This window comes from Paracoccus sp. P2, from assembly GCF_046335115.1.
In the GTDB taxonomy this organism is placed as follows: Bacteria; Pseudomonadota; Alphaproteobacteria; order Rhodobacterales; family Rhodobacteraceae; genus Paracoccus; species Paracoccus pantotrophus.
This window is the reverse complement of record NZ_JBGOSN010000004.1, coordinates 191512-216424: the sequence shown is the minus strand read 5'-3', so window position 1 is coordinate 216424 and position 24913 is coordinate 191512. Positions and strand designations below refer to the sequence as shown.

The window sequence follows — 24913 nt, the reverse complement described above, 5'->3', positions numbered from 1 at the left end:
GATGGCAGCGGTTGAACGGAAGTGCGCGCAACAGACACGAAGAAGGCGCCCGACGGGGGGCTTCTGACCGAACCAGTAAGGATGTCGTGATTTGATGGAGGCCGAGCTTAACGCGCTATCTGAGCAGCCTGAACTGGTGGGCGCACATGTTCATCTGCGCCCCATGGATGCCGATGACGCGCCGGTGTTGCTGCGTGCGGCGGAAGATGGCCGTTTGTGGGAATCCAGGCTGACAGTGGTGCCGGGGCCGGAAACGGCGGATGCCTATGTAGCGACAGCGATGGCGGGGAAAAGCGCAGGCACGGTGATGCCGTTCGTGATTTTGGACAAGGTGAGTGGTGAGCCAATCGGTAGCACCCGCTTCTGGAAGATCGACGGCCGTAATCGCAAGCTGGAAATCGGCAGCACCTGGCTCAGCGCCTCGCGTCAGCGCACCGGGGCAAACACTGAGGCCAAATATCTACTGTTAACCCATGCCTTCGAGGCGATGCGCTTCGTGCGCGTTCAGTTCACTACCGATGAACTGAACGAGAAATCGCGGACGGCGATCCTACGCATTGGCGCGAAACAAGAGGGCATCATCCGCTACGAGCGCATCATGCCTGATGGCCGCAGGCGTAACTCGGTGCGTTTCAGCATCATCGATGATGAATGGGCAGGCGTGAAGCACATGCTTGAGGAAAGAATGAAGCGCTGATCCGCGTCCGCCGCACCAGGGAGTGCAGCACGAGGGAAGGTCCTCCGATGCGCTCCGTGACCGCGTTGTTCATGTCGGAGCAAAGAAGATGCGGCGATCCGAAGATTGCGGCGGAAGCTAAGGCGAAACTGATCTGTTGGAGCGCGATCTGCATCTGAGACTTACTACCAGTTCGCGAATAGCCATTGACAGATAAGCTATAAATGGCCTGAATTACTACTCGCTTATAAAACAAGAGGTCAGGCCATTTGTTCAAACACTCGCAACTAGAGTCGGTAAAGGCGTGGCTGGTGCATCCGGCACATGCCGCCATGCCGCTGCACACCCGCATCCAGCGAGCCATCAGGCAACTGATCGTCGACGGCGCGCTTGGGCCAGGTAAGCCGCTCCCGGCTTCACGAGCGCTTTCCAAGTCATTCGGGGTTTCGCGTGACACGATCGAGTCGGCCTATGCGCGGCTTCATGCTGAGGGGTTTATCGAACGGCGTGTTGGCAGCGGGAGTTTTGTGGCCGAAATGCCCGAGTTTGTCTCGCCCCAGCGGCGCTCAGCTCGTGAGGCGTTGCTGCGAGATCAAGGACCAAACCTCAGCAAGCGCGGCGCTGCCATGTTCGAGAGCGGCGGGGTCAGAGGCTCACTTGGTCTGCGGCCCTTCACACACGGTGTCCCCGAAACCCGGACCTTTCCGCTGCGCCTTTGGGAGCGCCTTGAACGTCAGGTTTTACGCGAGACCGGAACCGAGAGCCTGCTTCAGGGTGATCCGCAGGGCGTCGAGCCACTGCGGCGAGCGATAGCAGATTACGTCAATCTCGAACGCGGCGCCCGTGCAACCGCTGATCGCGTGCTGGTGCTGACAAGCTCGCAGCAAGCGATGACGCTTTGCGCCAACATGCTGCTCGATCCCGACGACCGCATCTTTATCGAGGACCCCGCCTACCATGGCGCGCGCAAGGCGTTCGATGCCGCGGGTTTGAACTGCGTGCCCGTCCGCCTCGACGCACAGGGCATTCTTGTCGACCAGGTGATGGCCGATCCGCAGCAGGCGCGCGCGATCTTCCTCACGCCGTCTCACCAGTTCCCGACCGGCGCGACGCTTGCGCTCGATCGCCGGCTCGCACTGATCGAATGGGCCGCAAGCCGTCAAAGTTGGATCATCGAGGACGATTACGACAGCGAGTTCCACTATGCAGGCAAACCGACGGCCTGCGTCCAAGGCCTCGATCCCAATGACCGGACGATCTATGTCGGCACCTTTACCAAGTCCCTCTTTCCGGGCTTGCGGATTGGCTATGTCGTGTTGCCGCCCGCGCTGGTGAAGCCAATGACCGTCGCGCGAACCCTGCTCGACGGACATACCGCCACGATCAGTCAACTCACGCTCGCGCGGTTCATGGAGAATGGCCATTTCGGTGCCTACGTCCGCACGATGCGTGGCCTCTATGCGGAACGTCTGGAAGTCCTCGTGAAATTGGTGCGGACCCACTTGTCGGATTTCGTCGAGCCGAGAGTGCCGATTGGCGGGCTTCAGATGCCGTGCGTGCTAACGTGCGATATCGAGGAGCGCGATGCGATTCACGCTGCGCGCCGTGCCGGTATCGATCTGATGGGTCTATCGGCATTGCATGCGACGGAGCAGGCAAAGCCCGGTTTCTTGATGGGCTTTGCAGCCTACACGCCGGCTGAGCTTGAGGTCGCAATCTTGAAACTGGCTGCGGCGTTCAAGTCGCTGAGGAAGCAATCGGGGAAAGTGGTCTGAATATTGAGAAGAAAATGGCGGGGTCATGCAGTCCATAAAGCTGCTAATGCCGTTTTCGACCAAACCTATTTAGCGCCCACGGTTGCTCGAAGGAAAGCAGGCATTAACAATGACAGACAGGCGCAAAACAGCTGCGGTGCTTCGGCATGTGCTGTTTGAGGATCTCGGCTTGCTTGGCCCCGTGCTGGAAGCTGCGGGCTACGCCGTTACATATCACGACCTGGACGGGGAACCGTTCGGCACCATTGATCCGATTGCGCCCGATCTTCTTGTCGTGCTGGGTGGGCCGGTTGGGGTCTATGAAGACGATCTCTACCCTTATCTCGCCGACGAACGGCGTCTGCTTGAGATTCGCTTGTCGGCCAACCGTCCGACGCTGGGGATTTGCCTTGGTGCGCAGTTGATTGCAGCAGCCCTCGGGGCGTTGGTTACACCCATGGGGCACAAGGAGATCGGTTTTGGTCTGCTGTCTCTGACTGATGCCGGGCGGGTTGGGCCGCTTCGTCATCTGGAGGGCGTTCCCGTGCTGCATTGGCATGGGGACGCCTTCCAAACACCTTCCAGCGGTGACAACTTGGCGATGACCGAACTGTGCCGGACGCAGGCCTTTGCGATCGGATCAAACATCCTCGCCGTGCAATTCCATGCGGAAGTCGATGCGGCTTGTGGGATTGAGAGGTGGTTGACCGGTCATGCGGCTGAGTTGGCGGTCTCTGGCATCGATCCGCGCGACTTGCGGGAAGAGGCACGAGGCATGGCGTCCGCTGCCCGCGTAGCTTGTGAACAGATGTTCCGCGAATGGCTGATCGGTCTATCGTGACAACGAGAACAGCAGCATCAGGCAGAGCGATTGTGACCCTTTCACATATGCAGTCGGTGTGTCGCCGTTCTCGACGATGACGCCGATGAGGAGTAGATCATAAGTGCAGCGTTTTTGGAGTCCACTGCTTCGGGGATTAACGCCCTACTCGCCGGGCGAGCAGCCCGCACAGAGTGGCGTGGTAAAGCTCAATACCAACGAACTTCCATTTGGCCCGTCACCTCTGGCACTAGCTGCTATCAGGGAGGCAGCGACCGACGATCTGCGTCTCTATCCGGATCCCCAATCACTTCACCTAAGAGAAGCTTTGGCAAGATATCATCACGTAAGTCCTCGTCATATTTTTGTAGGCAATGGATCTGACGAGATCCTTGCATTCGCCTTCGCAGCACTACTCAGGCAAAGTCTGCCGTTATTCATACCGGATATAACTTACAGTTTTTATAGAACTTATTGTCGTCTGTTCGATATCACTTATGAGCTAGTGCCTCTGAGCGACAGATTTGTCTTGAGCGTTGACGACTTTCTCGGACCCGCTGGTGCTATTGCTTTCGCAAATCCGAATGCGCCCACCGGGATTTCGGTGCCACTTTCGGACATCCGGCGGTTGCTTCAAAGCCAGGCAGGCATTCCTGTGCTCATCGATGAAGCCTACGTTGATTTTGGCGGTGAGACGGCTGTGCCTCTTATCGCTGATTTTCCTAACCTTCTCGTTGTTCGCACAATGTCGAAGTCGAGAGGCCTCGCTGGCCTCCGTATCGGATATGCGATTGGTGCGCCGGGGCTTATAGAGGCTCTTGAGCGCGTTAAGGACAGCGTCAACTCTTACCCCCTGGATAGACTCGCCCAAGTTGGCGCAATTGCCGCACTGGAAGACGAGGCATATTTTCGTGAATGTGTGGGACGGATCATCGCGAGCCGCCTGACTGTTACGCGTGAACTGCGATCGCTGGAATTTGATGTATTACCGTCATCCACGAATTTCGTGTTTACACGTCATCCCGGACACGATGGATTGAATCTTTTGCGACAACTTAAGTCCCGAGACATCTTGGTCCGGCATTTCTCAAGTCCGCGCACGGAAGATTTTCTGCGTATTACGATTGGCAGCGAAGACCAAAACGCGCGCCTTCTTGAAGCGCTTAGATCGATCATCCTACCTTGACCAACTTCCTGTGCTGACTTTGCGAATGACACCGAGAAAGAGGAGTTCGAGGAAGATCGAATTGTTTTACTTCATCCTTGATGCAGGTTTCCAAAGCTCACGACAGCTGTGGCCCTAAATGGTCTGCAAAGTGAGCGATAAGTGGCTGGGCGCAACGGACCACTATCATGCTAGGGGTGCCCGCAATAGCGGACCACACTGAGTCCGCGCAGCCGTAACACTTGTTCCAGGAGATTCACGATGGAAACATCGACACTGCGACCCCCTTCACAGTCGGCCGATCGCGGCGGCATCAGCGCGGCCGATCTTGCGAGCGTCGACAAGGTGGTCGAGGACGCCATTGCGCTCGAACGCGACCGGCAATGCCATTCGATCGAGCTGATCGCATCGGAGAATTTCGTCAGCCCCGCGGTCCTTCAGGCGCAAGGCTCGGTGCTCACCAACAAATATGCCGAAGGCTATCCACACCGCCGCTATTATGGCGGCTGCGCGCACGTCGATGTCGTCGAGGATCTCGCGATCGAACGGGTCAAGCAGCTCTTCGGCAGCAACTATGCCAACGTCCAGCCCCATTCGGGGAGCCAGGCCAATCAGTCGGTCTATCTCGCACTGCTCGCGCCAGGGGACACGATCCTCGGTCTCGACCTTAAGGCCGGCGGGCACCTGACCCACGGGGCGACGGTCAATATGTCGGGCCGCTGGTTCAATGCGGTCAGCTACGGCGTCGATCCTGCAACCCATCGCATCGACATGGATGACGTCGCCCGGCTCGCCCGCGAGCATCGCCCCCGGCTCATCATCGCCGGCGGCTCCGCCTATCCGCGCACCTTCGATTTCGCTCGCTTCCGCGCGATTGCGGATGAAGTGGGCGCGATCCTTATGGTCGACATGGCGCATTTCGCAGGGCTGGTCGCCGGCGGCGCCTTCCCGTCGCCCATTCCCTTTGCCGATGTTGTGACATCGACGACGCACAAGACATTACGTGGGCCGCGCGGCGGGTTCGTGCTCACCAACGACGCTGATATCGCGAAAAAGATCAATTCCGCGACCTTCCCCGGCCTCCAGGGCGGTCCGCTGATGCACATCATCGCCGCCAAGGCGGTGGCGTTTGGCGAGGCGCTCCAACCGTCTTTCAAGGCCTATGCGAATGCCGTGGTCGAGAACTGCCGCGTGCTCGCGCAGACGCTCACCGATGGCGGACTGGCCATCACGTCGGGCGGCACCGACTGTCACCTTGCGGTGGTCGATCTTCGGCCACTCGGTGTCACCGGCAATGTTGCCGAAAAGGCGCTGGAATCGGTCGGCATCACGCTCAACAAGAACGCCATCCCCAATGACCCGGAAAAGCCGATGGTGACGTCGGGCATTCGTGTCGGCAGCGCGGCGGGAACCTCGCGCGGGTTCGGCGCTGACGAATATCGCCAGATCGGCGGTATGCTGCTCGATACACTGCGTGCGGTTCGCGAGGACAGGCTGGATGCCGCCCGCGCGGAGATCAACGGCCAGGTGCGTGCGCTGGTCGCACGTTTTCCGCTGCCTTATTGAGGAAAGCCCCGTGCCGCCCGATCTTTCTCCGGACGATATCGCTCGGTTCGGCAGTGATCCCGCCGCGTCTTTCGCCGCCAATTTGGCGGCGGTGAAGGCGCGGATCGAGGATGCCATGCGTCGCGCGGGTCGCAGTGCGGGGAGCGTGCGCCTGCTCCCCGTCACCAAGACCGTGCCGGCGCATGTTCTTCGGCTCGCGCATGGAGCCGGTATTCGCGATTTTGGCGAGAACAAGATCCAGGAGGCGCAGGTCAAGCAGGAAATCCTGAGCGACCTAGCGATCCGCTGGAGCATCATCGGCCACCTCCAGACCAACAAGGTCAAATATCTGGTCCGCTTCGCTTCAGAGTTCCACGCCCTCGACAGCCACCGGCTTGCGGCAGAGTTGAACCGCAGGCTCGATGCGCTCGGCCGCGATCTCGACGTCTTTGTCCAGGTCAACACGTCGGGCGAGGATAGCAAATATGGTCTTCAGCCCGATGAGCTGATCCCGTTCGTCGAGCGGCTTGGCGATTATCCTCGCCTGAAGCCGCAGGGCCTGATGACCCTCGCAATCTTCAGCGCCGATGACGCACGGGTTCGAGCCTGCTTCCGGCTGCTGCGCGATCTGCGCGATCGCGCGGCGCGCGTCCACCCTGGCGTCACCCGGCTGTCGATGGGCATGTCGGGGGACTATGAAGCGGCGATCGAGGAAGGCGCCGATGTGGTCCGCGTCGGGCAGGCAATCTTTGGGCCTCGTCCCGGCGGGGACGCACAATATTGGCCCGGTCTTCTGACCGATCCTGCGAACACGCCGCGCTCGTGATCGCGCCGTCGCCCTCCAACGGGTTGCTCGCGCGGATCTCGGCCGCGCATTTCGTCAGCCATTTTCATATCATGACGCTGCCGGCGCTGCTGCCCTTGCTGCCGGCGTCGATGGGCGTGAGCTTCGTCGATCTCGGCATTGCGATCGCCGTGTTCAACATCGTCACCGCACTCGTGCAGACGCCGCTTGGATATGCCGTCGATCGCTTCGGCGCGGGGCCGGTCCTGCTCGCCGGGCTTGCGCTGGGCAGCGCGAGCTTAGCGGCGGTCGCGATCAGTCCAGGTTTCATCATGCTGGTCGCCGCCATGGCTTTCGCAGGGCTTGCCAATGGCGTTTATCATCCGAGCGACTATGCGCTGTTGTCGCGGGGTATCGCGCCCGATCGCATGGGCCGAGCCTTTTCCATCCACACCTTCGCGGGCTTCCTTGGCGGCGCGCTGGCCCCGCTCTTGCTCGTCTGGCTCGCGGCCACGTTCGATCCGCGCTGGGCCTTTGCCGCAAGCGGCGGCCTCGGTTTCCTCGTTCTGGCTGTCACGGCCAACAGCTTCGCGCGGGAGGGCGCCAATGATCCCAATCCTGCCCGTTCGGACGCAGCTGCGGCTTCGACACGCACCTTCTCAAGCCTATGGGCGAAGATCGCCGTCCTCACCCTGTTCTTCGTGCTGCTCGCTCTGAGCACCGGTGCGATTGAGAAATTCTCGGTCTCGGCGCTGGTCCAGGGCTTCGGCGTATCGCTCGCGGTCGCCAATCTCGCGCTGGCCGTATTTCTCTTCGCCAGCGCGTTCGGTGTTCTTGCGGGCGGCGTCCTCGCGGACCGCACCCGGCGTCACGGCCTGATCGCAGCCGGGGCCTTCGGTCTTGCGGCTCTGCTGGTGGTGGCGATCATCCTCCTGCCGATGCCGGGGTCGCTGCTTGTTGCGGCCATGGGAGCCGCGGGCTTCCTGACCGGGCTGGTCGCGCCGTCCCGCGACATGCTGGTGCGCGCCGCCGCGCCTCCGGGCCAGGAAGGCAAATTCTTCGGCATCGTCTCGACCGGCTTCAACATTGGCGGCGTGATCGGACCGATCCTGTTCGGATTTCTTCTCGATCAGGGAGAGCCGGCGTCGGTGCTGTGGGCATCGGTCGGGTTCATGGTGCTGACGACGTTGATCGTGCTGGCGCAGGAACGCGCTCAGGCGAAGCGGTCCGACCCCAACGCCTGATGGCGATCCGCAGACTGGTCATTCCCCTTCATGCCAGCCAGTTTTCTGGCCGAGCGTCGCACAAGGTTAAGCAATCGCCGCAAGCCCCTATCGATGCCGTCAGTCATCACATGATGGTTGTCGGCCCATTCTTTGGTCAGCATGTCGTCCATGGATCACCTGTCATTTGTCGTGTTCTGGTGATGGGGACGCTATGATGTTGCGGCTCCCTGTTCCAATCGAACTATGGACGTTGCTGATAAACAGGGTTTATCAAGAGGCATGCGGCGTTCTCCTCCTCTCCCGGCTGTTCGAGTCTTCGAAGCCATTGCCCGATGCGGCACTTTCACCGCGGCGGCGAACGAACTTGGCATGACCCAAGCGGCCGTGAGCTACCAGATCAAGGTGCTGGAAGAACGCCTGGGCGTGCCCCTGTTTCAACGGCGTGGCCGGCGCGCGGACATGACCGACGCCGCCGCGCGCGCCGCCGGCCAGCTCAGCGAGGCGTTCGACCAGATCGACGCCGCCTTCGACGAACTGCGCGGCGAAGAGACGATATTGCGGATCTCGGCCAGCAGCACATTCACCGAACGATCGCTCGCCCGGCATATCGGAAGCTTTCAAGCGGATAACCCTGAAGTGGATATCCGCCTCGATGTCAGCAACCGATATGTCGATTTCGCATCGGAAGACGTCGATGTGGCCATTCGATGGGGAAGCGGCGACTGGCCCGGTCTAGCGAAGGATCGCCTCTTCGATCTCGATTTCACGCCGATGTGCGCGCCGGGCCTTGTCGATGGAATGGAGCTTCCGCTGCCCGCATCGGCCGCCCTCGCGATGCGGTGGATCAATCCGCAGGACCATTGGTGGGCGGCCTGGCTCAGCGACAATGGGATTGCCGCTGAAAGGCGCCTGACCCAAAAAGGCGTTATGGTCGACAGCCAGGCCACGGAAGGGCTGGCGGCGCTCGCCGGTCAAGGCCTGGCGATGCTCACGCCCGCCCTATGGCGAGGGGAACTTGAGGATAGCCTGCTTGTCGCGCCGTTTACCGGCGTCTCCCACCAGGGCGAAGCTTATTGGCTTGTCTATCGGCCATCGCAACGCCGCGCCTTGAGGATTACCCGGTTCCGTCAATGGATGCTGGCCAGCTTCGGAAGCTCGACCGTCGAACCGGAAGATACCGTCAGGCCCGGCGCGCGGTGAGGCGCTTTCGTCTCAGCGGTGAACGAGCCGCGAGCTGACAGCGATCCGGTTCCAGATATTGATGGTGCCTATCGCGACGATGAGCTGTGCGATCTGCTCTTCACTGAAGTGGGCCCGCACGGTCTCATAGGCGCTGTCTGGTGCGCCGGTCTGCGCGATCAGCGTCAGGCTCTCGGTCCATTCCAGCACGGCGCGCTCGCGATCATCAAACAGCGGAGATTCCCGCCAGACGGAAACGAGGTGCAGTTTTTGGGCCGGCATCCCATCGGCCAGCGATTCCTTGACGTGCATATCGACGCAATAGGCGCATCCATTGATCTGCGATGCCCTCAGCTTGATGAGGTGGAGCAGGTCGAGATCGATGCCGGATTGTTTGACCTTCGTGTCGAGCGCGAGCACGGCCGCATAAAGGTCAGGAGTGACTTGGGATACATTCAGTCGTTGTTTCAAATTGGCATCCTTAGTTAGAGTTGCATCCTGTAGCGAACGAAATCGTCAGCCTTGACGAACTCGTCATAAAGGCGGCGGGCGGGGTTGTTCTCCCGCGTATGCCAATAGAGGGTTGACCAGCCCAGCGCTCGGCCGCGATCGACCAGATCCTGCATTAACTTCCTGCCGATGCCGCGGCCTCGGCAGTCAGGGTCGACGAACAGATCTTCGAGGTAGCAAACAGGGCCTGCCACCCATGTTCCGTGATGGAGAACGCTGAGGCTGAACCCTGCGGCGGTGCCGTCAACCAGTGCGATGCGGCCAAGGAGCGTGGAAGCGGGATCGAGCATGCGTTGCCAAGTGCGGGAAGTAATCTCCGGAGCGACGCTTGTTTCGTAAAAGGCGTTATAAGCGTCCCAGAGCCTACGCCATTCGGCTTCGTCGATTGCCAGCGTTTCTCGGATGGTGATCGTCGCGCCCACTAAGCAAACCCCCTTATTGCAGCTGTGCTGCGCTGCCAATTTCCTCGCGGCATTTCGCGTTGAGGACACGATTAGTCGACGCCGGATGCTTCACGAGCAATTCCGATGGCCGGATTGGCCGCGCAACGAGATTGCCGCCGCAGTTGAGGCAATTTCCACCGGGAAACGACTCGGCGCAGGTCGCGCAGTAGGTGCATTCAAATGTGCAGATGCGGGCATCTGCGCTCTCCGGCGGCAGGTCGCGGTCGCAGCATTCGCAGTTCGGGCGCAGTTCAAGCATAGTGCCTCCTCACGGCTTCAGTTCATATGTGACCCAATGGGTCGCTTCGGCGACGTCATCATAAAGCCGACGTGCCGTTGCGTTGTCGGTCGCTGTGATCCAGCGGATCGATGGCCAGCCGCGCTCGCGGGCGATCGTAGCCAGATGCTCGATGAGCTGGCGTCCAACACCGCGGCCGCGCCACTCGGGGTCAACAAACAGATCGTCCAGAAACCCTGCGTCGTTGCCCTGCAACGGTTTAGGCTGTGGCCGGTAATGCGCGAGGCCGACAAGTTTGCCGTCAGGCACGACAGCGACCAGCCCTTCCAACGGATGCGCCGGATTATGCAACCATGCCCAGGTCTGATCCAGAATGGTGTCGGTGATGTCGCGTTTGTAGAACGTCGCATATCCGCGATAGAGCGGCCGCCAGGCCGCCTCATCTTCGGACGATGCCCGCCGAACCGTAATATCTGTCGTCGCCGGCGCAACCGTGGTCGTCATGGCTTTATGTCCTTCGCCTCGGTGTCACTGACGGTCGGTCGTTGCATCGTCAGACATGAATTTGGAAATGACCGTACCGGGAAGGGCATCGGCCGCGTAGGTGAAGGTGCCGGACTTCCGCACCTCTTCGGCAGCCCGCATCAGGCCGCCGAAGGCCGCGCGCGCCATCGAGCCACCCACGCTTATGCGGCGAACACCTGCATCCTGAAGCTCGGCCACGGAATAGACCGGACCCTTGAGACCCATAACCACATTCACCGGCTTGTCGATCGCGCGGCAAACGGTCCTGATCGCGTCGATGTCCGGCAGACCCGGCGCGTAGAGCACGTCCGCGCCGGCCTCGGAAAACGCCTGTAGCCGCCGGATCGTGTCGTCCAGGCTGTCGCGGCCATAAAGGTGGTTTTCGGCTCTTGCCGTCAGCACGAAGGGCAGACTGTGCGCGGCCTCGGCGGCTGCCCGAACACGATCGACAGCATGGGCGAACTCATAGATCGGCTGATCGGAATTGCCGGTCGCATCCTCGATCGAGCCGCCGACCAGTCCGGCCGAGGACGCCATGCGAATGGTTTCGGCGCAGATGTCGGGGTCTGCACCGAACCCGTCTCCCAGATCGGCAGAGACCGGCAGATGGGTGGCGCCGACGATTTCGGCGGCGTTCGCCAGTATCTCATCCCGACCGAGGCCGGTCAGCGAGTCGCGCCGCCCCTTGGAGAAGGCATATCCCGCGCTCGTGGTGGCCAGCGCTTCGAAGCCGAGGCTGGTCAGGAGCCGTGTCGAGCCAGCGTCCCAGGGGTTCGGAATGACAAAGGCCTCTTCGCGTTCATGCAAGGCTTTGAAGCGCTCGTATTTCTGTTGCTGGTCCGACACGGTATTTCCTCCTTATGTCTGTATGGGTTGGGCGGGTGCTCGCAAGGCGATCACGGCGGCGATCAGGATCAGGGCAAAGCCGATGAGGTCGGCCGGCGTTGGACGCTCACCGAGAACGATTGACGAAGCGATTACGCCGAAAACCGGAACGAGAAGCGTTCCAAGACCTGCGGTGCCGGCCGGGAGGCGGTCGAGCACCTTGAACCAGAGTGGATAGGCGACAGCGGTTCCGGCCACGACTCCATAGAGCAGCCCGAACCAGGGCAGCACACCGACAGGGCCATCAACACCAAGGCCGGTGAACATCATCCCGATGATGGAAACCAGAGCGCCAGCGAGAAGCTGATAGATCGCGACCGCAAGCGGGTGTGCGGGAACGCGCGCCCACTTCAGATAGACAATGCCGATTGCCCAACAGATTGCCGATCCGATTGCGGCGAGCGCGCCGAGCGAAACACCGGCCTGGATCAATGGCCAAAGCAGCACGAGCAACCCGGCCGCACAAAGCGCCAGGGAGATCATGCGTGCGGTCGTCAGAGTCTCCTTGAGGAACACACGGGCGGCGAGCGCCACCCATATCGGCATGGTGTAGGCACATATGGCAGCACGCCCGGTCGAGGTGTAAAGGATGGCTATGGCCGAGAGAGCACCAAAGCCACCACAGGCAAACAGCCCGGATACGATGAGATGCACACGATCGCTGATCTTGCGCACGCGCAAGCTCGCGCCAATTATCGGCGCAAGAATGGCCAGCAGCCCTGCGCCGGCTACGAAGGACAGAGCGCGGAACGTCCAAGGCGAGAAAGCGCGTAGACCAAAGTTGGTCGCGATGTAGTTTACGCCCCAGAGGAACGCGACCAGAAGCAAAGCTGCTCTGGCCGCGAATGGCTCCGAGGTTTGCCCATAGGCCGCACTGGTAACGCTCACTGATCGAACGCCAGCTTACTCAGTTGCCGTCCTGAACTGTCGAAGTTGTCGGCCTTCAACCAGCGCTTGTAACCGGCGCGCAGGCGCGGCCAATCGCTATCAATGATCGAGAACCAGGCGGTGTCGCGGTTCAGGCCCTTGACGACCATATGCTGCCGGAAAATACCCTCGAAGCTGAAGCCAAAGCGCTCGGCTGCGCGTTTGGAAGGAAGATTGGCGTTGTCGCACTTCCATTCGAAGCGACGGTATCCCAGACCAAAGGCATAGTCCGCGAACAGAAACAGCGCTTCCGTAGCGACGCGCGTCCGTGTGATCGCCGGTCCCCACATGATGTTGCCGATCTCGATCACCCCGTGGACGGTATCCACGCGCATCAAAGCCTGACGGCCTTCGGCCCTGCCGGTCGCTTTGTCGATGACCGCAAAGAACAGAGGGTCTGTGCTGGCCTCCGCTTTCTCGGCCCAGGACTGAAGTTCACTGAAGTCGGTTGGAGCTTTGTCAAAAAGATATCTGAACCGATCTTCAGCGCCCGAGGCAGATGCAGCCTCGAACAAAGACTGCGCGTGTAGATCCACGCTGAGCGGCTCCAGCCGTGTGTAGGCCCCCTCCAGTATTTTCCGCTCCGGTTTTGGAGCACCCGTCCAATTGCTAAGTTCCACGAAAACACCATCCAGAATCTGACGGAGTTTTTCCGTCTTTGAGCAGGAACCCCTATTATCGCATAATTATGGCCGGATTGATCCGGCCACTTTGTAGATTGTAACCAGACCAATTGGCCATGCCTCGCTGTAGATCGACAATTGGTTGGCCGGACCGTTACAGCGATAGCCCCCGTTGTTTGCCAAGCTGCCACGAAACCGATCCGCCCTGCACGATACCCGCGACCTCGCGGCCGAGCTGGCGGTCGATCACCGGGCGCCATGGGACAAGGGTAAACTCGTGGCTCTGTTCGACCACCGCGAACTTGCCGCTGGATAGTTGGACGGTGCCGGTGAACTTGCCGCTGATCTTCTCGCCATCCGCCGCCGCCCGAAATGGCAGCGCCTTGCTTTCGGCCATCTCCGCGCCGACGCGGGCGACTTCGCGCTCGCGCAGCGTGGCGAGAAGGCTGCGCCGGTAGAAGATGCGGCCGTCCCGCGCTCGGGTCGCGTCACCATGTTCGATATGATGCTCGCGGCGCTGGTCCATGGCGTCGCGCACCTGCTGGCCGAACCCGGCCGGAGCGAGATCCGATGCGTCAGGCGTCACCAGCCGCCGATCGAGCCAGGTCGCACCATCGGCCCCGATCTGGTTTTCCAGATTGAAGGTCGAGATGACACGGATGCTGGCCTGCCGGTTCCGGCCCGCATCGTAGGCGGCGGCGCGGCTCTCGAAATCCTCAGGGATGCGCCATTGGTCGGCGTCGATCCGCTCGACGATTCCAGCGCGGCGAAGCGCCTCCAGTCGCCGGACATGAGAATCGACGAAGCCTTCATAATCGCCGCCCGGAACACGGCCCTCGAACTTCGCTTGCTCCAGATGGCGGCTCGGCCGGTAGATGCCATCCTCGGCGACGGCGGCAATGGCGCGGTCGGACGGACGTTGCGCCGTGTCGGCGGGGCCGATCTCGATGATGCTGCCGATGCGGGCGTCCTCGACGCGGGCCGGGCCGATGCCCGGAACATGATGCGTCCGGCCGTCGATCCCATCCACCACAAGGGTCAGGTTCTCGCCCATCTCGTCGGTGAGATACTTGTCCACGACGCGGCCGACGATGGGCGTCTCGGGCGCGGCATCATGGAGCTGGAAGGTCATCGGATCGCGCTCCAGCCCATCGGCCTTCAGAGCCTTGTGCATATTGCGAATGATGTCGCCGTGCTCGCCCAGCTCGCGCAAGGTCGGCTCCATCCCCTCGCTCAATTCCCAGACGCCAGGCGCGTGTTCCGTGGCGAGGCCCATCTGCTCCAGCTTGCCCAGACGGCGCAAGCGCAGCGTCCGGTCGAACTGGCGACGCGGATCGTCGGGTTCATGGCGCAGGTCGATGAAGCGTTCGTCGGCTTCCTCGGTCATCGCCCTGTCGATGCGAGTGAAGCGGTCCTGATCCACCTCGGCGGACAGCTTGCGGGTCTGCTCGATCTCGGTGACGGGGCCAAGCTCCAGCGTGGTCAACTCGCTGGCCCGCTCGCGAATCCCATTGGCGAGATAGTCGCCGTTGATGACAAGATTTTCGCCCAGGTCGTCCTTGCCTCGGACGATGACATGAACATGGGGGTGGCCGGTATTGTAGTGATTGACGGCGACCCAATCGAGGTTGGTGCCGAGGTCGATTTCGATATGGCGCATGAGGTCGCGGGTGTGTGCTGTCAGGTCGGTCAGGTCCGCGCCGTCTTCCGGCGAGACGATGAACCGGAACTGATGGCGATCGTCCTTGCCGCGATCGAGGAAGGCGTCGCCATCGGCGCGGTCCTCGTTGGCGGAATAGAGCTGGCCGCGCTCGCCATCGCGCGAGGTTCCGTCGCGCTGGATATAGCGCAGATGGGCCGCCGCCTTGCCGTTCTTTCCTGCCTGCTGGACGTAGCGGGTTTTCACGACGACACGGCGCACTCCCGGCGTGCTGTGCTTCCATCCACCCGACAAGGTGCGCGAGCGGACGAAGGACGCGCCGCGTCCACGCTTCAGGCCCGGCCCGCTGCTCGCCCGCGATGCCTTGCCGCCCTTGGTGGCGGCTGACGATCTGGAGCGTGGCGAGGATGATGCGGATGACCGCGACGGGCTCTTGCTGTGCTGGCGCGCGAGCTTCTTCGCCTGCGTCAGAAAGCTCTTCGCCTTGCCGAGCTTGGGGGCATCGGCGCGGATGCGGCCGGGCTTCGGCCGGAAGCGGTTCTCGTCGTCGGCGCTCATGGACGCGCCTCCGGCCAAAATCGGGGGAAATCGGGCGTTCGGCGGCCATGGTGCCGGTCGAAACCCAGCAAAGCCAAGGCTTTGCGCGAAATCGCGGCTCGTGCCGTCCAAAAACAGGGTGCCGGTCGCGGCTCCCCTAACCAGTGTGCAGACAACAAAAATTTCAGAAATCCGGCCAGCGTAGTGCCGGTTTCCTTTATCTTGCCCTCCGCCTTCCCTGCCCTTTTTGCCCTTCCTGCCGGGAATGCAGCCAGGCGACCCCTTGCCTGACTGCACACCGGAAGCGGACCAAAAGCGCGTGGAGACGCAATGCTCATGGCGCATCTCCATTGCTCGCACGGGCCACGAATATGCCGCCGTCCTGCGGCTCCTGATCGACGGAATCGCGCAGAGGAACGGTTGCGCGGACGTCGCCCGACGGCTGATTGGCCGCCGCCGAATTGCCGCTGGATTGCGCAACGAAGAGCGGAGCTTCGCGCCAATCCGGCGGTGGCGGCGGTACAATCGTCGGCACATCAGGCGCAGCCGCATGCCCGAGAACAGGTGCGAGCGTGGCGACATAGGCGCGTGTTTCTGCGGGCAAAGTGCGACCTGTCGCCAGATGCTCGTCATAGCGGCCGGGACCGGCATTGTAGGCGGCAAGCATGGCCGCGACATTGCCATAGCGATCCCACATCTCGCGCAGATACGCTGTACCTGCGAGGATGTTGTCGCGCGGATCGTAAGGATCGCGCCCGAGGCCATGGCGGCTGCGCAGGCCCGCCCAGGTATCGGGCATGACCTGCATCAGTCCCATTGCACCCGCCGACGAGATGGCGCGCACATCACCCGCGCTCTCCAAACGCAGCACGGCCCGAATCCAGTGCTCTGGAATGCCAAAACGCTGTGAGGCCTCTGCAATGAAAGCAGCATGGGGATGCGCGGTAGCAGGCGCGGGTTGCGGCGTGACCTGCGCAATCGCTGGCGTCAATCCACTGCCAGCCGACAGAACGGCCGTGAAGAGAAGAAGGGCGCGGGATCGCATGATCTCAGTCCCGATCTTCGCGGGGCCGCGGGCGGCTCCAGTGCAGCGACCATGACGAGCCTGTATCATCGTCGCGGAACAGGTTGGCGCGGATCGGCTGCGGCAAGGCGGGATCGTCGAGCAACACTGAGAGATATTCGCCAGCCTTTTCGCCGGTGCGTTTCCATGCAGCACCGACTTCCGGCCCGTCATGTTCAATGTAATGGACGCGATAGTCCGGCGCATTCTCCGCATCGGAATGTTCAGCGGGCACGATGACGAGATCGCGCTTCATGGTGAGCGTGACGAGCTGACCGGCGAAGCCGGATGCGTCACGCGCAAATTGACCGATCTGTGGCATGGTATGTCTCCTGTGTTGGTGGGTTTGGCGTGGGTTCAATGCGTGGCCGCCCGCCATTCGTAGCGGCCATCGCCTTCCCCATCGGTCCACAGCGGAAGCGCCCGGCCGATGACGGAACTGGCTGGAACAGGTCCAAAGTAACGGCCGTCGAGGCTGTCCCGGATGTCCCAATTCATGAGGAAGAGTTCACCGTCGCCGATGATGCGGCAGCCCTGCCAGACCGGCAGATCGCGGCCCATGCGGTCGCGCTCCAGCGCGTCCCCCATTTCGACATGATCGACGGTAATGGTCGCACCGTTGCGGCAGACGCGCTGTCCTGGCAGGCCGAGGACGCGCTTCAGCAGCGGTACGCCGCGTTCGATATAGCCACGCTCAACCATGAATCGCTCCAGCGGTTCGGACGGCATGATGGCGACCAGTTCGGGAACTTCGAGCGCATCGGCGGGAGCAACTGTGTAGAAGCCGATGGGCGCGCTGGCGGTTGCATTCCAGATCAGCCGGGTTGGCAGATCGGCAACAGCCGTGGCGACAAGTGTGCCGACAGCCAGCATCGACACGGCAAGGATATGACGGCGGCTCATGGTGCGATCCTCCGGCGGCTGACCCACGCGGCATGGCGCTCCGGGGTGTAGGGATTGGGTTCCTGACCGGCGCTCAAACGGTTGTGAACGTGTCGCCAATGATCCGGCGCAACATCCGCCGGATCGACGCCAAGCGCGTCCACGGCATCGATCAGGGCCAGCACCCGCTGGACCTTTGGCCAGCCGTCGATACGCAGCAGGATCTCACCGCCAGGACGAACGAAAGGCACGGTCTGGTACGGTTCGCCACGCCCGGTAGCGCGCAGGATGTCGAGCCGCGAGACGATGGTGCCGTAATCGTTGGAGGCCCAGCGGACGAAGGCGAAGATGCTTTCGGGCGCAAAACCGATCAGACTGCGGCGGCGGTCGATGATCTGCTCAAAGCTCTTGCGGCCGAAGCGTATCCAGCGCTCGACCTTCTTCTTCTGGAAGGTCAGTTCGACCAATGTGGTGAACGCAGCTGGCCCGGTCGGCCACAGATGTTCATGCGCTGCACGCGCGGTTTTGCCGGTCATGGCTGATCTCCTTCGGCGGGTGGAAACTCGCGGACCAGCAGCTCGCGCAGCATCACGGCGACGGTGACGCCGCGCCGGAAAGCGGCAACCTTGATGCGCCCGCGCAGTTCGGGCGTGATGTCGATGGTCAGACGGGCGGTGAACGCCTCCGTCGCCGTCTTGCCGGTTGTCGGCGCATCGGCGGCTCTGACCCAGGTATCGGGATTGCCCGGACGCGATGCAAAGCCGGATTTGACGGGCGGACGTGTCATGGCACGATCCTCCCGATACCGAAGCCATCGATCTCGGCCACCAGCGCTGTGACCTCCTGTGCGGCCCGTTCGCCGCCATCGGTCTCGGAGACCAGCCGTCCGGTCTGTGCGGCGTCGGCGAAGGCGACACGCTGGCCGACCGTTGTACCCAGCAGGGGTGGATCATGGTCAGCCAGTGTCTTGGCCGTTTCGCGGGCGATGACGGTGCGCGCAGCGCATCGGTTCAGCAGAAAACGGGCGGACAGCTCAGGGCGATAGATGCGTGCTTCGTTCAGAAGGGCGAGCATCTCGGCCGAGGCCCAGCCGTCAAAGGGGGATGGCTGCACCGGGATCAGCACCAAATCGGCTGCAAGCAGCGCAGAGCGCATCAGCCCAGCGACACGGGGCGGACCATCAATGACGACATGATCGACGTCACGCGCCAGCTCCGGCGTTTCCCTGTGCAGGGTATCACGGGCAAGGCCGATGACGCTGAACAGCCTCGGCAGCCCTTCATGGCCGCGCCGCTGCGACCAATCAAGTGCGGAGCCTTGCGGATCGGCATCGATCAGGATGACCCGCTTGCCTTGCGCAGCCCAGGCTCCGGCAAGATGCAGCGCCAGCGTGGTCTTGCCAACGCCGCCCTTCTGATTGAGGAGCGCGACGATCATGGCGTACCCCGCCCAGGTCGGCGGGAAGTGGCACTGGCACCGTGTCTTTCATGCGCGCGCGTCAAAGAAGAAAAGTTAGATTCTATGTTAGATTCTAAGTTAGAAGTCGGATTCTCCTTTTCGTTCCATAGGCTTAACTGGGGTTCGTGCGCCTGATGTGCCGATAGTGCTGCGCCTGATGTACCGATACCCTTTGCGCCTGATGTACCGACGGCATGCACAATGTTATCCACAGGCACTGTGGATGGATTTTCAGGGCGGATTCGCAGCAGTTCGCGGCGATTTTCGCGCAGGATCTTGAGCTGGTAGCCGGGCAGCGGCTGGCGGGCCGCAATTCGGCGCAGGTCCAGCGCAAAGTCCGATCGCCGGGCCATACTGCCGGATTTCTGGTGGAGGTGGGCAACCTCGAACAGCCAGCCATGCGGCTGATGTCCGGCATGTTTGCGGGCGACACGGTAGAGCCAGCGCTCGATACCGCCTGTCAGACGGAAATAATCCGGGTCGATGGTCAGGACCAGAGAACGGTCAAGGACGCTGTTGTAGAACCACTCAGGCAGGACAAACTCCATGCCTTCGACGCGACCGTCGCGCGTGGTCATCTCTTCCCATTCGTTGATCCAGGAGAACTGGCGGCGGCGCCAATGCTTGCCGTTACGGATCGTTGTGGCGACGACAGTGGATTGCAGCCTGGCAAGCGCTGCCTTCAGCAGCAGATATTGCCGGTTGCCGGTGTCGCGCCCGATGGCGCGCAGCAGGTGATAGGGCGTGAAGCGGAAGAATCGGGATGTCTTGATGCCGTTGTTTTCGGCGGCGACGATCTGGCTCGCGGCCCAGATCAACACATCGGCATCCCAGATCGTCGCCATTCCATGTTCGGGCATCCCGAACACCTGCACCTCGACATCGGCGGTCTTGTAGAGGATGGGCTTCGTGCGCGGTGTCTTCGCCAGCGAGAAGAAAGGCCGTTCCATTAGATCGCGCTGATCGCGTGGACTGGCATCGCCGGTTGCGACCACGAAGGGATCGAGGTGGTTGCGCTCGCTGCCGCCTTCTCGCCGCAGGGCGTCAGGGTGATCAACGCGCCGCATTCAGAGCTTGCTCCGCTCTTCAGGCGTCAGGGGGCGCGCCGGAAAGACCGTGCCGGCGTCCTTGTCACTGGTGGATTTGCGTGCGCCGATGTCGGCCCAGGCCTGAAGATCCTCGACCGTGTAGAGAACCCGGCCACCGATTTTGCGATAGGTCGGGCCGGTCCCGTAGGTCCGGTGCTTTTCCAGTGTGCGAAGAGATATGCCAAGGAAACGCGCAGCTTCCTGAGTGCGCAGCATGCGCGGTGGTATTTCCGTGTTGCGGCGCTCGGTCATGAGATCACCTCCGGTTCGTCAGGTTGATGCGGCTGCCGGAGACGGCGGCGCGCTATGGCGAACCATGGGAAGTGATCGGCGGCGTGTAGCGTGCCGCATTTGCGTCTATGCGCAGACGGCACCCCCGAAAGGGGCTATGCCAGCGCGAAAAGACGTGAAATTTCAGCAACTCAGGGAGGCCGATGCGGATTCGCTCAAGACATCCGCGCGCAGTTCGGCTATGAATACAGATGGAGCAGACGCACTGCTCCGGGGGCGTAGTAACCCCTGACTAGCGGTTGGTGTCGGCCGTGACGGCACCATACTCCTTGACCCTATGGTCGGGGAGCCTGTGGCGTATGCAACAGGCTTTCCAGCTAAAGGCCATGGGGCCGTCTAGTCACGGTTACTAACTCCCCGATCACCAGGAGTCAGAGAGTTTTATTGCGGGGGCGAACCGCAGAAACTCTTCTGAAAGAAGGGGAATGACCGTGAAAGCACCCGTCGAACTTGACCCCGATGTGGATGATCTGGCCCCGTCCGGCCATGTTATCACCGCCTATGACGAGCAGCACTTTGTGACCTATCTGCGTATTCTGGACGCCAAGTCCGAGGAAGCCGACTGGAAGGAAGTGGCGCGAATAGTTCTGCACCGCGATCCGGCATCAGATGAGATGCGCACCCGGCGATGCTGGCAGAGCCATTTGGAACGCGCCCAATGGCTGTCGCGGGAAGGTTACAGGCAAATACTGGAACAGGCTGCGGCAAACAGGAATCGGTGAGATCGCCTCAGTCGCCTTTTGATCGTGGAATCGGCTTGACCGGATAATGCAAAAGCAGCCGATAGCCCCCGCGCATCATCCTGATGCCGTGGGCAACAAGACGACGTGCCTTGTTCTTGCGCGGATCAGTCTCGAAATCTTCCTTGTTGCCACGGAAACCGAGCAGGACTTCGGCAACGGCGCGATAGCTTTCGCCATGCAGCCGTGCGTCCAGCGCCCGCAGCGACAGAAGGTGCCATTGCCGAAGTTGTGCTGGCATGGTGCGAATTTCCGACCCCGGAGAGCGGCCTGTCAGGCACCGCCAGAGACGGCGGGCCGCATGGGCGCGTAATTCCAAGAACTCGTCCATGGGCAGGATTGCAGCATAGAAAGCTGCCGCATCGATCGCGCCCTGTTGCAACCAGAATTGATGCTCCATCCCACCGATATGCCAGATTGCGTGCCAGCCATCCGGCGCGCGGCGCAGGATCAGGCCATCGAGATGAGCGAGAGCGAACAGCCGCCCGCTACCGGTATCACTCTGCTCGGCAGGTGACAGAATAATGGCCCGCGGATTGAAATGCGGCGACCAGAAAGGCGGTGCGCCGTCAGGCTGCGCGTCGGGGTCGTGTGCGAAATCGCAACCCCCATCGGCTGGCAAAGGTATCCAACTCTTCTGCCGTAAACGCTCCCGTCCGATTGAAGCGCTCGACATCTTTGCGATAGTCTTCGTTACGACGAAGATATTCCCAGGCGAAACCGGCGGCAGGAAGGTCTTTGACGTGTCTATATGCCGACGGAGTACGCCAATTTATGCTCTGCATGGCGCGTCCTCCCAAAGCCGGACGGCACAAGGCCACGTCCGGCCTGAAAAGGCTGCGGTATCGAATGGTTTTGCAGTAGCGAGTCTAACGAGATAAGTGTATCTCTTAACCCGATAAATTCATTCGACAATCTCTCACTAGCACTGTTGGGCATTATACGGGAGATGCCCTGACGGCATTCCCGTCTCAGTATTCGAAGCCGAGTGGGCGTTCTGCCGATCATCGACGAGGCGGCCATCTATTATGGGCGTGTCCCCGCCGAGTTGGAGCGTGCAGGCACACTTTGCAGACCACACGACATACAGATCGGCACACACGCCCGCAGCGAAGGGTCAATCTTGGTAACAAACAATATGAAGGAGTTTGTTCACATGCCTGGCGTGCGGGTCGAGAACCGGGTGTAGCGGTTGCAGTGGGCGTGACGATTTTCTCGTGGGCATGAGAAAGGCCCCGACCTTGCGGTCGGAGCCTTTGTGCCGCGCCTCAGTCGCCGCGGCGACCGTTGGGGCGGGACCAGATGAGGGAGAAGGTTTCACCTTCTTCGTCATCGAAGAGGTTGGCGTAGATTGGGGCGTTGAAGCTCGGATCGTCCAGCTTGAGGCCCAGATAGTCGCGGCCCTCGTTGGAGCGCTTGGACCAGGCGGCGCCGATCTCGGCGCGACCGACCAGGACCCGGTGGCTGGGGGCGTTCTCGCCGTTGGTGCGCAGGTCGGGGATGATGCGCACACCCTTGGCCTGGACGCTGAGGGTGACGATGTCGCCGGTGAATTCGTTCGAGCCGGTCTTCTTGAAGGTGCCGATGGTTGCCATTTTAAGTCTCCGTTTTCCGTTTCCGAGCCCGCACCATTGCGGCCTCGATGGCGATCGACCGGCCGGAGACGAACGCTGGCGCACCCCCCTTGGGGCTGGACAGCACAGGAGGAACTTTCTTGTTCCGCGCGGAATGGCGGCTTTGCCGTCAGGGGAAGAAAGTTGTGACGACGCTGTTGCGCTAAAGCGGTCGAAGCGCATCGCGCTGTTCTTCGGCCAGATCAGGCCATTGAAGAGGCCGTTTGGAGCGGTCGAGACACGGGGGCTGAACGGAGACGTGGCAATCTTGAGGCCTATCATGATGACCAGACGGGTAACACCGGCCTTGCCTGTCGCCCTGCGTCCCAGGCCATACGCATCTCTCTTTCGGGCCTGTTCTACCGGCATTGCCCCCAACCGAGTTCTGGTCAGTCCACAACGCTGGCGCTGACCGTTCTGCGCTCCTATGGACCGCGTCTGTGCCTCAAGTTGATCCGATGCCTGGTCGCTGTCTGCCACCATTTTCCTGACGAAGATGGAAGATAATCCGCATCCGCTTCTGGTCGCCATCGACGGATCATTGTGGTTCAGGTGCGTGCAAAGCCGTCGTTCGCCTGGTCGGTTGCCGCCATGCCTGCAACGCGCAGGAACGCCGTCACGCCCACCGCCACCGCCCCGATCACCGAGAAGATGAGCTGCCATGTCTCGGACGGCATCATGTGTTTGACGATACCGAGCGTGGCATAGAACCCGGACATCCCTGCCGGAACGACGAAGGCCAGAGCGATCAGCAGACGCGCCCAGATCGGGCGGACCAGCATGAGCAGGCCCTGACCAATAGCGAGTGTCAGACCGGCGGCTAGAAGAGCAACAACGATGCCGCCGGGCCAGCCAGCCCCTGTGCCATAGGCCCATGTGCCTGCGTTCAGGCCGATGAAGAACGGCAGGGCGAATACGGCGAGATTGAACAGCAACCAGCACATGGTGCCGATGGCTGCGATGGAAACGAGGATTCCAAGAACGATCATGGTGGTGTCTCCGTGCAAAAGGTTGGACGGTTGCGCCTTCCACCACCACCATGGCGCACCGCGACATATAGCACGAATAAGCCTGTCTGTGCGACATGTAATGATCGGCGGGCGGTGTCGTCATGCTCATGATGAGATGGGAAGGCAGCGCTCACGCGCTGCCGGTCCCGAAGCGATAGACCGGGATGCCCAGCTTGCGGGCCTTGTCGGCCAGGTTGTCCTGAATGCCTGTGCCGGGGAAGATGATGACCCCGATCGGCATCGTGTCGAGCATCCGGTCATTGCGCTTGAAGGGCGCGGCCTTGGCATGTTTCACCCAGTCTGGCTTGAAGGCGACCTGCGGCACCTTGCGATTGTCGGCCCAGGTGGCGGCGATACGTTCGGCACCTTTCGGCGATCCGCCATGCAGGAGCACCATATCGGGGTGCTTGGCATGGACCTGATCGAGCCTGTCCCAGATCAGCCGGTGATCGGTCGTCTCCCCGCCCGAGAAGGCAATCTTCGGCCCGGCGGGCAAGAGCACCTCGTTGTCGGCCCGGCGTTTTGCGGCGATGAAGTCACGGCTGTCGATCATGGCCGAGGTCATCTGGCGGTGGTTGACCCGTGAGCCGGAGCGCGGCGACCAAGGCGTGCCGGTGGTGCGCAGGAAGAGGTCGGCGGCGGTGTCGCGGAAGGTCTCCATGCTGTCGCGGCGCTCGATCAGGTTTTGTCCGATGCCGATCAGGGTCTCCAACTGGACGGATTTCACCTCGCTTCCGTCCTGTTCGCGCTGAAGGCGCTTCTGAGCCTGCTCGTTATCGTCGAGTTTGCGTTCGATCCGCTCGACGGCGCGGTGGAAGGTGTTGACGGTGGACCACATGATCTCGTCTAGGTCGAAATCGAGGCTGGTGTCGGCCATGGTGGAGATCAGGGCATCGAAGATGTCGGCAACCGCGCCCTGGATGGCGTTGTCCTCGGGCGTGATCCGGGGGTCGGCCTCGCCCTCGGCGGGACGGTAGCCATAGAGTTCGAGCTCTTCGATGACATGGCCGGTGGGAGACGTGCTGTGATCGGGTTCGAATTCGTCATGGGCATACATGGGATGTGTCCTTCGGCTGGACCGCGACCGTCGCGGCCTTCATGGCGACGACAAGCCCACGGGCGCTCCGACCTGGCAGCCCGAGCCCTTTGCGAGGGTCTTGATGGCAAAGCCCGGCTGATTTGCTTCGCGCTGTAAAGGCGGGCTTGCCCGCCGACGGAAATCAGTCGGGCGCCGCCATTGCCGGGCCGGAGCGTTTGTGGGCCGCTCGCCC

General features: G+C 61.6%; 31 protein-coding genes. 9 read left to right on the top strand and 22 right to left on the bottom strand.

Annotated features, from left to right (window positions below):
• Positions 1–94 precede the first annotated feature (94 nt).
• From ACDP63_RS04585 to ACDP63_RS04555, 7 genes are all read left to right on the top strand, one after another.
• Positions 95–697, top strand: a complete 603-nt coding sequence (locus tag ACDP63_RS04585; RefSeq protein WP_113667579.1) for a GNAT family N-acetyltransferase — start codon at positions 95–97, stop codon at positions 695–697.
• Positions 698–987: 290 nt separating this feature from the next.
• The gene (locus ACDP63_RS04580) at positions 988–2451 is read left to right on the top strand and encodes a PLP-dependent aminotransferase family protein (RefSeq protein ID WP_409927831.1); all 1464 of its coding nucleotides are present in this window, start codon (positions 988–990) and stop codon (positions 2449–2451) included.
• A 109-nt stretch (positions 2452–2560) separates the two neighbouring features.
• Positions 2561–3271 (top strand): glutamine amidotransferase, encoded by a 711-nt coding sequence (locus tag ACDP63_RS04575; protein ID WP_113667581.1) that lies wholly within the window; start codon positions 2561–2563, stop codon positions 3269–3271.
• A gap of 103 nt (positions 3272–3374) precedes the next feature.
• Positions 3375–4436: a histidinol-phosphate transaminase gene (gene hisC / locus ACDP63_RS04570; protein ID WP_409927830.1), complete on the top strand. Its 1062-nt coding sequence runs from the start codon at positions 3375–3377 to the stop codon at positions 4434–4436.
• Positions 4437–4676: 240 nt separating this feature from the next.
• Complete coding sequence (locus ACDP63_RS04565) at positions 4677–5981, top strand: serine hydroxymethyltransferase (RefSeq protein WP_409927829.1); 1305 nt, start codon at positions 4677–4679, stop codon at positions 5979–5981.
• A gap of 10 nt (positions 5982–5991) precedes the next feature.
• Complete coding sequence (locus ACDP63_RS04560) at positions 5992–6786, top strand: YggS family pyridoxal phosphate-dependent enzyme (protein ID WP_409927828.1); 795 nt, start codon at positions 5992–5994, stop codon at positions 6784–6786.
• Positions 6783–7988: an MFS transporter gene (locus tag ACDP63_RS04555; RefSeq protein ID WP_409927827.1), complete on the top strand. Its 1206-nt coding sequence runs from the start codon at positions 6783–6785 to the stop codon at positions 7986–7988. Before ACDP63_RS04560 ends, ACDP63_RS04555 begins: the two co-directional genes overlap by 4 nt.
• Here the strand turns inward: ACDP63_RS04555 and ACDP63_RS04550 are convergent.
• A complete protein-coding gene (locus ACDP63_RS04550; protein WP_409927826.1) occupies positions 7958–8140 on the bottom strand; it encodes a hypothetical protein in 183 nt (60 codons plus the stop codon). The genes ACDP63_RS04555 and ACDP63_RS04550 overlap by 31 nt on opposite strands.
• 73 nt (positions 8141–8213) lie before the next feature.
• Between ACDP63_RS04550 and ACDP63_RS04545 the strand changes: the two genes are divergently transcribed.
• Positions 8214–9170 carry a LysR substrate-binding domain-containing protein gene (locus ACDP63_RS04545; RefSeq protein WP_409927825.1) on the top strand — a complete coding sequence of 319 codons (957 nt, stop codon included), beginning with the start codon at positions 8214–8216 and terminating at the stop codon, positions 9168–9170.
• A gap of 12 nt (positions 9171–9182) precedes the next feature.
• Here ACDP63_RS04545 and ACDP63_RS04540 read toward each other — a convergent pair whose 3' ends face one another.
• The 16 genes from ACDP63_RS04540 to ACDP63_RS04465 form a co-directional block, all read right to left on the bottom strand.
• A complete protein-coding gene (locus ACDP63_RS04540) occupies positions 9183–9620 on the bottom strand; it encodes a carboxymuconolactone decarboxylase family protein (RefSeq protein ID WP_409927824.1) in 438 nt (145 codons plus the stop codon).
• A 14-nt stretch (positions 9621–9634) separates the two neighbouring features.
• Positions 9635–10081 (bottom strand): N-acetyltransferase family protein, encoded by a 447-nt coding sequence (locus ACDP63_RS04535; RefSeq protein WP_409927823.1) that lies wholly within the window; start codon positions 10079–10081, stop codon positions 9635–9637.
• Positions 10082–10094: 13 nt separating this feature from the next.
• Entirely contained in the window at positions 10095–10361 is a 267-nt protein-coding gene (locus tag ACDP63_RS04530; RefSeq protein WP_409927822.1) for a DUF1272 domain-containing protein, read from the bottom strand.
• 9 nt (positions 10362–10370) lie between these two features.
• Positions 10371–10844, bottom strand: coding sequence for an N-acetyltransferase family protein (locus tag ACDP63_RS04525; RefSeq protein WP_409927821.1), 474 nt, complete (start codon positions 10842–10844; stop codon positions 10371–10373).
• A gap of 24 nt (positions 10845–10868) precedes the next feature.
• Positions 10869–11711: an oxaloacetate decarboxylase gene (locus ACDP63_RS04520; RefSeq protein ID WP_409927820.1), complete on the bottom strand. Its 843-nt coding sequence runs from the start codon at positions 11709–11711 to the stop codon at positions 10869–10871.
• A 12-nt stretch (positions 11712–11723) separates the two neighbouring features.
• The gene (locus ACDP63_RS04515; protein WP_409927819.1) at positions 11724–12578 is read right to left on the bottom strand and encodes a DMT family transporter; all 855 of its coding nucleotides are present in this window, start codon (positions 12576–12578) and stop codon (positions 11724–11726) included.
• Between the two features lie 56 nt (positions 12579–12634).
• Positions 12635–13297, bottom strand: coding sequence for a GNAT family N-acetyltransferase (locus tag ACDP63_RS04510; protein ID WP_409927818.1), 663 nt, complete (start codon positions 13295–13297; stop codon positions 12635–12637).
• Positions 13298–13454: 157 nt separating this feature from the next.
• A complete protein-coding gene (locus ACDP63_RS04505) occupies positions 13455–14576 on the bottom strand; it encodes a DUF3363 domain-containing protein (RefSeq protein WP_409927841.1) in 1122 nt (373 codons plus the stop codon).
• 1255 nt (positions 14577–15831) lie between these two features.
• Complete coding sequence (locus tag ACDP63_RS04500) at positions 15832–16542, bottom strand: lytic transglycosylase domain-containing protein (protein WP_409927817.1); 711 nt, start codon at positions 16540–16542, stop codon at positions 15832–15834.
• Between the two features lie 4 nt (positions 16543–16546).
• On the bottom strand, positions 16547–16882 hold the full coding sequence (locus tag ACDP63_RS04495; RefSeq protein WP_038146343.1) for a DUF736 domain-containing protein: 336 nt from the start codon (positions 16880–16882) through the stop codon (positions 16547–16549).
• A gap of 35 nt (positions 16883–16917) precedes the next feature.
• Positions 16918–17463, bottom strand: coding sequence for a S26 family signal peptidase (locus ACDP63_RS04490; protein ID WP_183315371.1), 546 nt, complete (start codon positions 17461–17463; stop codon positions 16918–16920).
• Positions 17460–17978: a DUF2840 domain-containing protein gene (locus tag ACDP63_RS04485; RefSeq protein WP_183315370.1), complete on the bottom strand. Its 519-nt coding sequence runs from the start codon at positions 17976–17978 to the stop codon at positions 17460–17462. The genes ACDP63_RS04490 and ACDP63_RS04485 overlap by 4 nt, the downstream gene beginning before the upstream one ends.
• Positions 17975–18229, bottom strand: coding sequence for a hypothetical protein (locus ACDP63_RS04480; RefSeq protein WP_409927816.1), 255 nt, complete (start codon positions 18227–18229; stop codon positions 17975–17977). The genes ACDP63_RS04485 and ACDP63_RS04480 overlap by 4 nt, the downstream gene beginning before the upstream one ends.
• A complete protein-coding gene (gene parA, locus ACDP63_RS04475; protein ID WP_183315368.1) occupies positions 18226–18879 on the bottom strand; it encodes a ParA family partition ATPase in 654 nt (217 codons plus the stop codon). Before parA ends, ACDP63_RS04480 begins: the two co-directional genes overlap by 4 nt.
• Positions 18876–19967 carry a replication initiator protein A gene (locus tag ACDP63_RS04470; protein WP_183315367.1) on the bottom strand — a complete coding sequence of 364 codons (1092 nt, stop codon included), beginning with the start codon at positions 19965–19967 and terminating at the stop codon, positions 18876–18878. The genes parA and ACDP63_RS04470 overlap by 4 nt, the downstream gene beginning before the upstream one ends.
• Complete coding sequence (locus ACDP63_RS04465; protein WP_183315366.1) at positions 19968–20240, bottom strand: helix-turn-helix transcriptional regulator; 273 nt, start codon at positions 20238–20240, stop codon at positions 19968–19970.
• Between the two features lie 464 nt (positions 20241–20704).
• Here ACDP63_RS04465 and ACDP63_RS04460 point away from each other — a divergent pair, with 464 nt between their 5' ends.
• Positions 20705–21001, top strand: a complete 297-nt coding sequence (locus tag ACDP63_RS04460) for a DNA -binding domain-containing protein (RefSeq protein WP_210289395.1) — start codon at positions 20705–20707, stop codon at positions 20999–21001.
• A 7-nt stretch (positions 21002–21008) separates the two neighbouring features.
• On the opposite strand, the gene ACDP63_RS04455 is transcribed toward ACDP63_RS04460, so the two are convergent.
• The 5 genes from ACDP63_RS04455 to ACDP63_RS04435 all read right to left on the bottom strand — a co-directional run bounded on the left by ACDP63_RS04455 (position 21009) and on the right by ACDP63_RS04435 (position 24699).
• Complete coding sequence (locus tag ACDP63_RS04455; protein WP_409927815.1) at positions 21009–21641, bottom strand: DUF2285 domain-containing protein; 633 nt, start codon at positions 21639–21641, stop codon at positions 21009–21011.
• Positions 21589–21804 carry a transcriptional regulator domain-containing protein gene (locus ACDP63_RS04450; protein ID WP_246372743.1) on the bottom strand — a complete coding sequence of 72 codons (216 nt, stop codon included), beginning with the start codon at positions 21802–21804 and terminating at the stop codon, positions 21589–21591. The genes ACDP63_RS04455 and ACDP63_RS04450 overlap by 53 nt, the downstream gene beginning before the upstream one ends.
• A gap of 483 nt (positions 21805–22287) precedes the next feature.
• Positions 22288–22614 (bottom strand): DUF736 domain-containing protein, encoded by a 327-nt coding sequence (locus ACDP63_RS04445; protein ID WP_183315365.1) that lies wholly within the window; start codon positions 22612–22614, stop codon positions 22288–22290.
• A gap of 566 nt (positions 22615–23180) precedes the next feature.
• A complete protein-coding gene (locus ACDP63_RS04440) occupies positions 23181–23621 on the bottom strand; it encodes a hypothetical protein (RefSeq protein ID WP_409927814.1) in 441 nt (146 codons plus the stop codon).
• Between the two features lie 151 nt (positions 23622–23772).
• Complete coding sequence (locus ACDP63_RS04435) at positions 23773–24699, bottom strand: DUF2493 domain-containing protein (protein ID WP_183315363.1); 927 nt, start codon at positions 24697–24699, stop codon at positions 23773–23775.
• Positions 24700–24913: the final 214 nt, after the last annotated feature.

What these genes read in the sequence shown, in the direction of transcription:
- ACDP63_RS04495 (WP_038146343.1), bottom strand. Translation starts at nt 16,882, where the DNA reads ATGCCACAGATCGGTCAATTTGCGCGTGACGCATCCGGCTTCGCCGGT.
- ACDP63_RS04575 (WP_113667581.1), top strand. Translation starts at nt 2,561, where the DNA reads ATGACAGACAGGCGCAAAACAGCTGCGGTGCTTCGGCATGTGCTGTTT.
- ACDP63_RS04450 (WP_246372743.1), bottom strand. Translation starts at nt 21,804, where the DNA reads ATGCAGAGCATAAATTGGCGTACTCCGTCGGCATATAGACACGTCAAA.
- ACDP63_RS04460 (WP_210289395.1), top strand. Translation starts at nt 20,705, where the DNA reads ATGACCGTGAAAGCACCCGTCGAACTTGACCCCGATGTGGATGATCTG.
- ACDP63_RS04490 (WP_183315371.1), bottom strand. Translation starts at nt 17,463, where the DNA reads ATGAGCCGCCGTCATATCCTTGCCGTGTCGATGCTGGCTGTCGGCACA.
- ACDP63_RS04505 (WP_409927841.1), bottom strand. Translation starts at nt 14,576, where the DNA reads ATGGGCCTCGCCACGGAACACGCGCCTGGCGTCTGGGAATTGAGCGAG.
- ACDP63_RS04480 (WP_409927816.1), bottom strand. Translation starts at nt 18,229, where the DNA reads ATGACACGTCCGCCCGTCAAATCCGGCTTTGCATCGCGTCCGGGCAAT.
- ACDP63_RS04470 (WP_183315367.1), bottom strand. Translation starts at nt 19,967, where the DNA reads ATGCGGCGCGTTGATCACCCTGACGCCCTGCGGCGAGAAGGCGGCAGC.
- ACDP63_RS04565 (WP_409927829.1), top strand. Translation starts at nt 4,677, where the DNA reads ATGGAAACATCGACACTGCGACCCCCTTCACAGTCGGCCGATCGCGGC.
- ACDP63_RS04440 (WP_409927814.1), bottom strand. Translation starts at nt 23,621, where the DNA reads ATGATCGTTCTTGGAATCCTCGTTTCCATCGCAGCCATCGGCACCATG.
- ACDP63_RS04530 (WP_409927822.1), bottom strand. Translation starts at nt 10,361, where the DNA reads ATGCTTGAACTGCGCCCGAACTGCGAATGCTGCGACCGCGACCTGCCG.
- ACDP63_RS04550 (WP_409927826.1), bottom strand. Translation starts at nt 8,140, where the DNA reads ATGGACGACATGCTGACCAAAGAATGGGCCGACAACCATCATGTGATG.
- ACDP63_RS04465 (WP_183315366.1), bottom strand. Translation starts at nt 20,240, where the DNA reads ATGACCGAGCGCCGCAACACGGAAATACCACCGCGCATGCTGCGCACT.
- ACDP63_RS04585 (WP_113667579.1), top strand. Translation starts at nt 95, where the DNA reads ATGGAGGCCGAGCTTAACGCGCTATCTGAGCAGCCTGAACTGGTGGGC.
- ACDP63_RS04545 (WP_409927825.1), top strand. Translation starts at nt 8,214, where the DNA reads ATGGACGTTGCTGATAAACAGGGTTTATCAAGAGGCATGCGGCGTTCT.
- ACDP63_RS04445 (WP_183315365.1), bottom strand. Translation starts at nt 22,614, where the DNA reads ATGGCAACCATCGGCACCTTCAAGAAGACCGGCTCGAACGAATTCACC.
- ACDP63_RS04435 (WP_183315363.1), bottom strand. Translation starts at nt 24,699, where the DNA reads ATGTATGCCCATGACGAATTCGAACCCGATCACAGCACGTCTCCCACC.
- ACDP63_RS04500 (WP_409927817.1), bottom strand. Translation starts at nt 16,542, where the DNA reads ATGCGATCCCGCGCCCTTCTTCTCTTCACGGCCGTTCTGTCGGCTGGC.
- ACDP63_RS04525 (WP_409927821.1), bottom strand. Translation starts at nt 10,844, where the DNA reads ATGACGACCACGGTTGCGCCGGCGACGACAGATATTACGGTTCGGCGG.
- ACDP63_RS04485 (WP_183315370.1), bottom strand. Translation starts at nt 17,978, where the DNA reads ATGACCGGCAAAACCGCGCGTGCAGCGCATGAACATCTGTGGCCGACC.
- parA (WP_183315368.1), bottom strand. Translation starts at nt 18,879, where the DNA reads ATGATCGTCGCGCTCCTCAATCAGAAGGGCGGCGTTGGCAAGACCACG.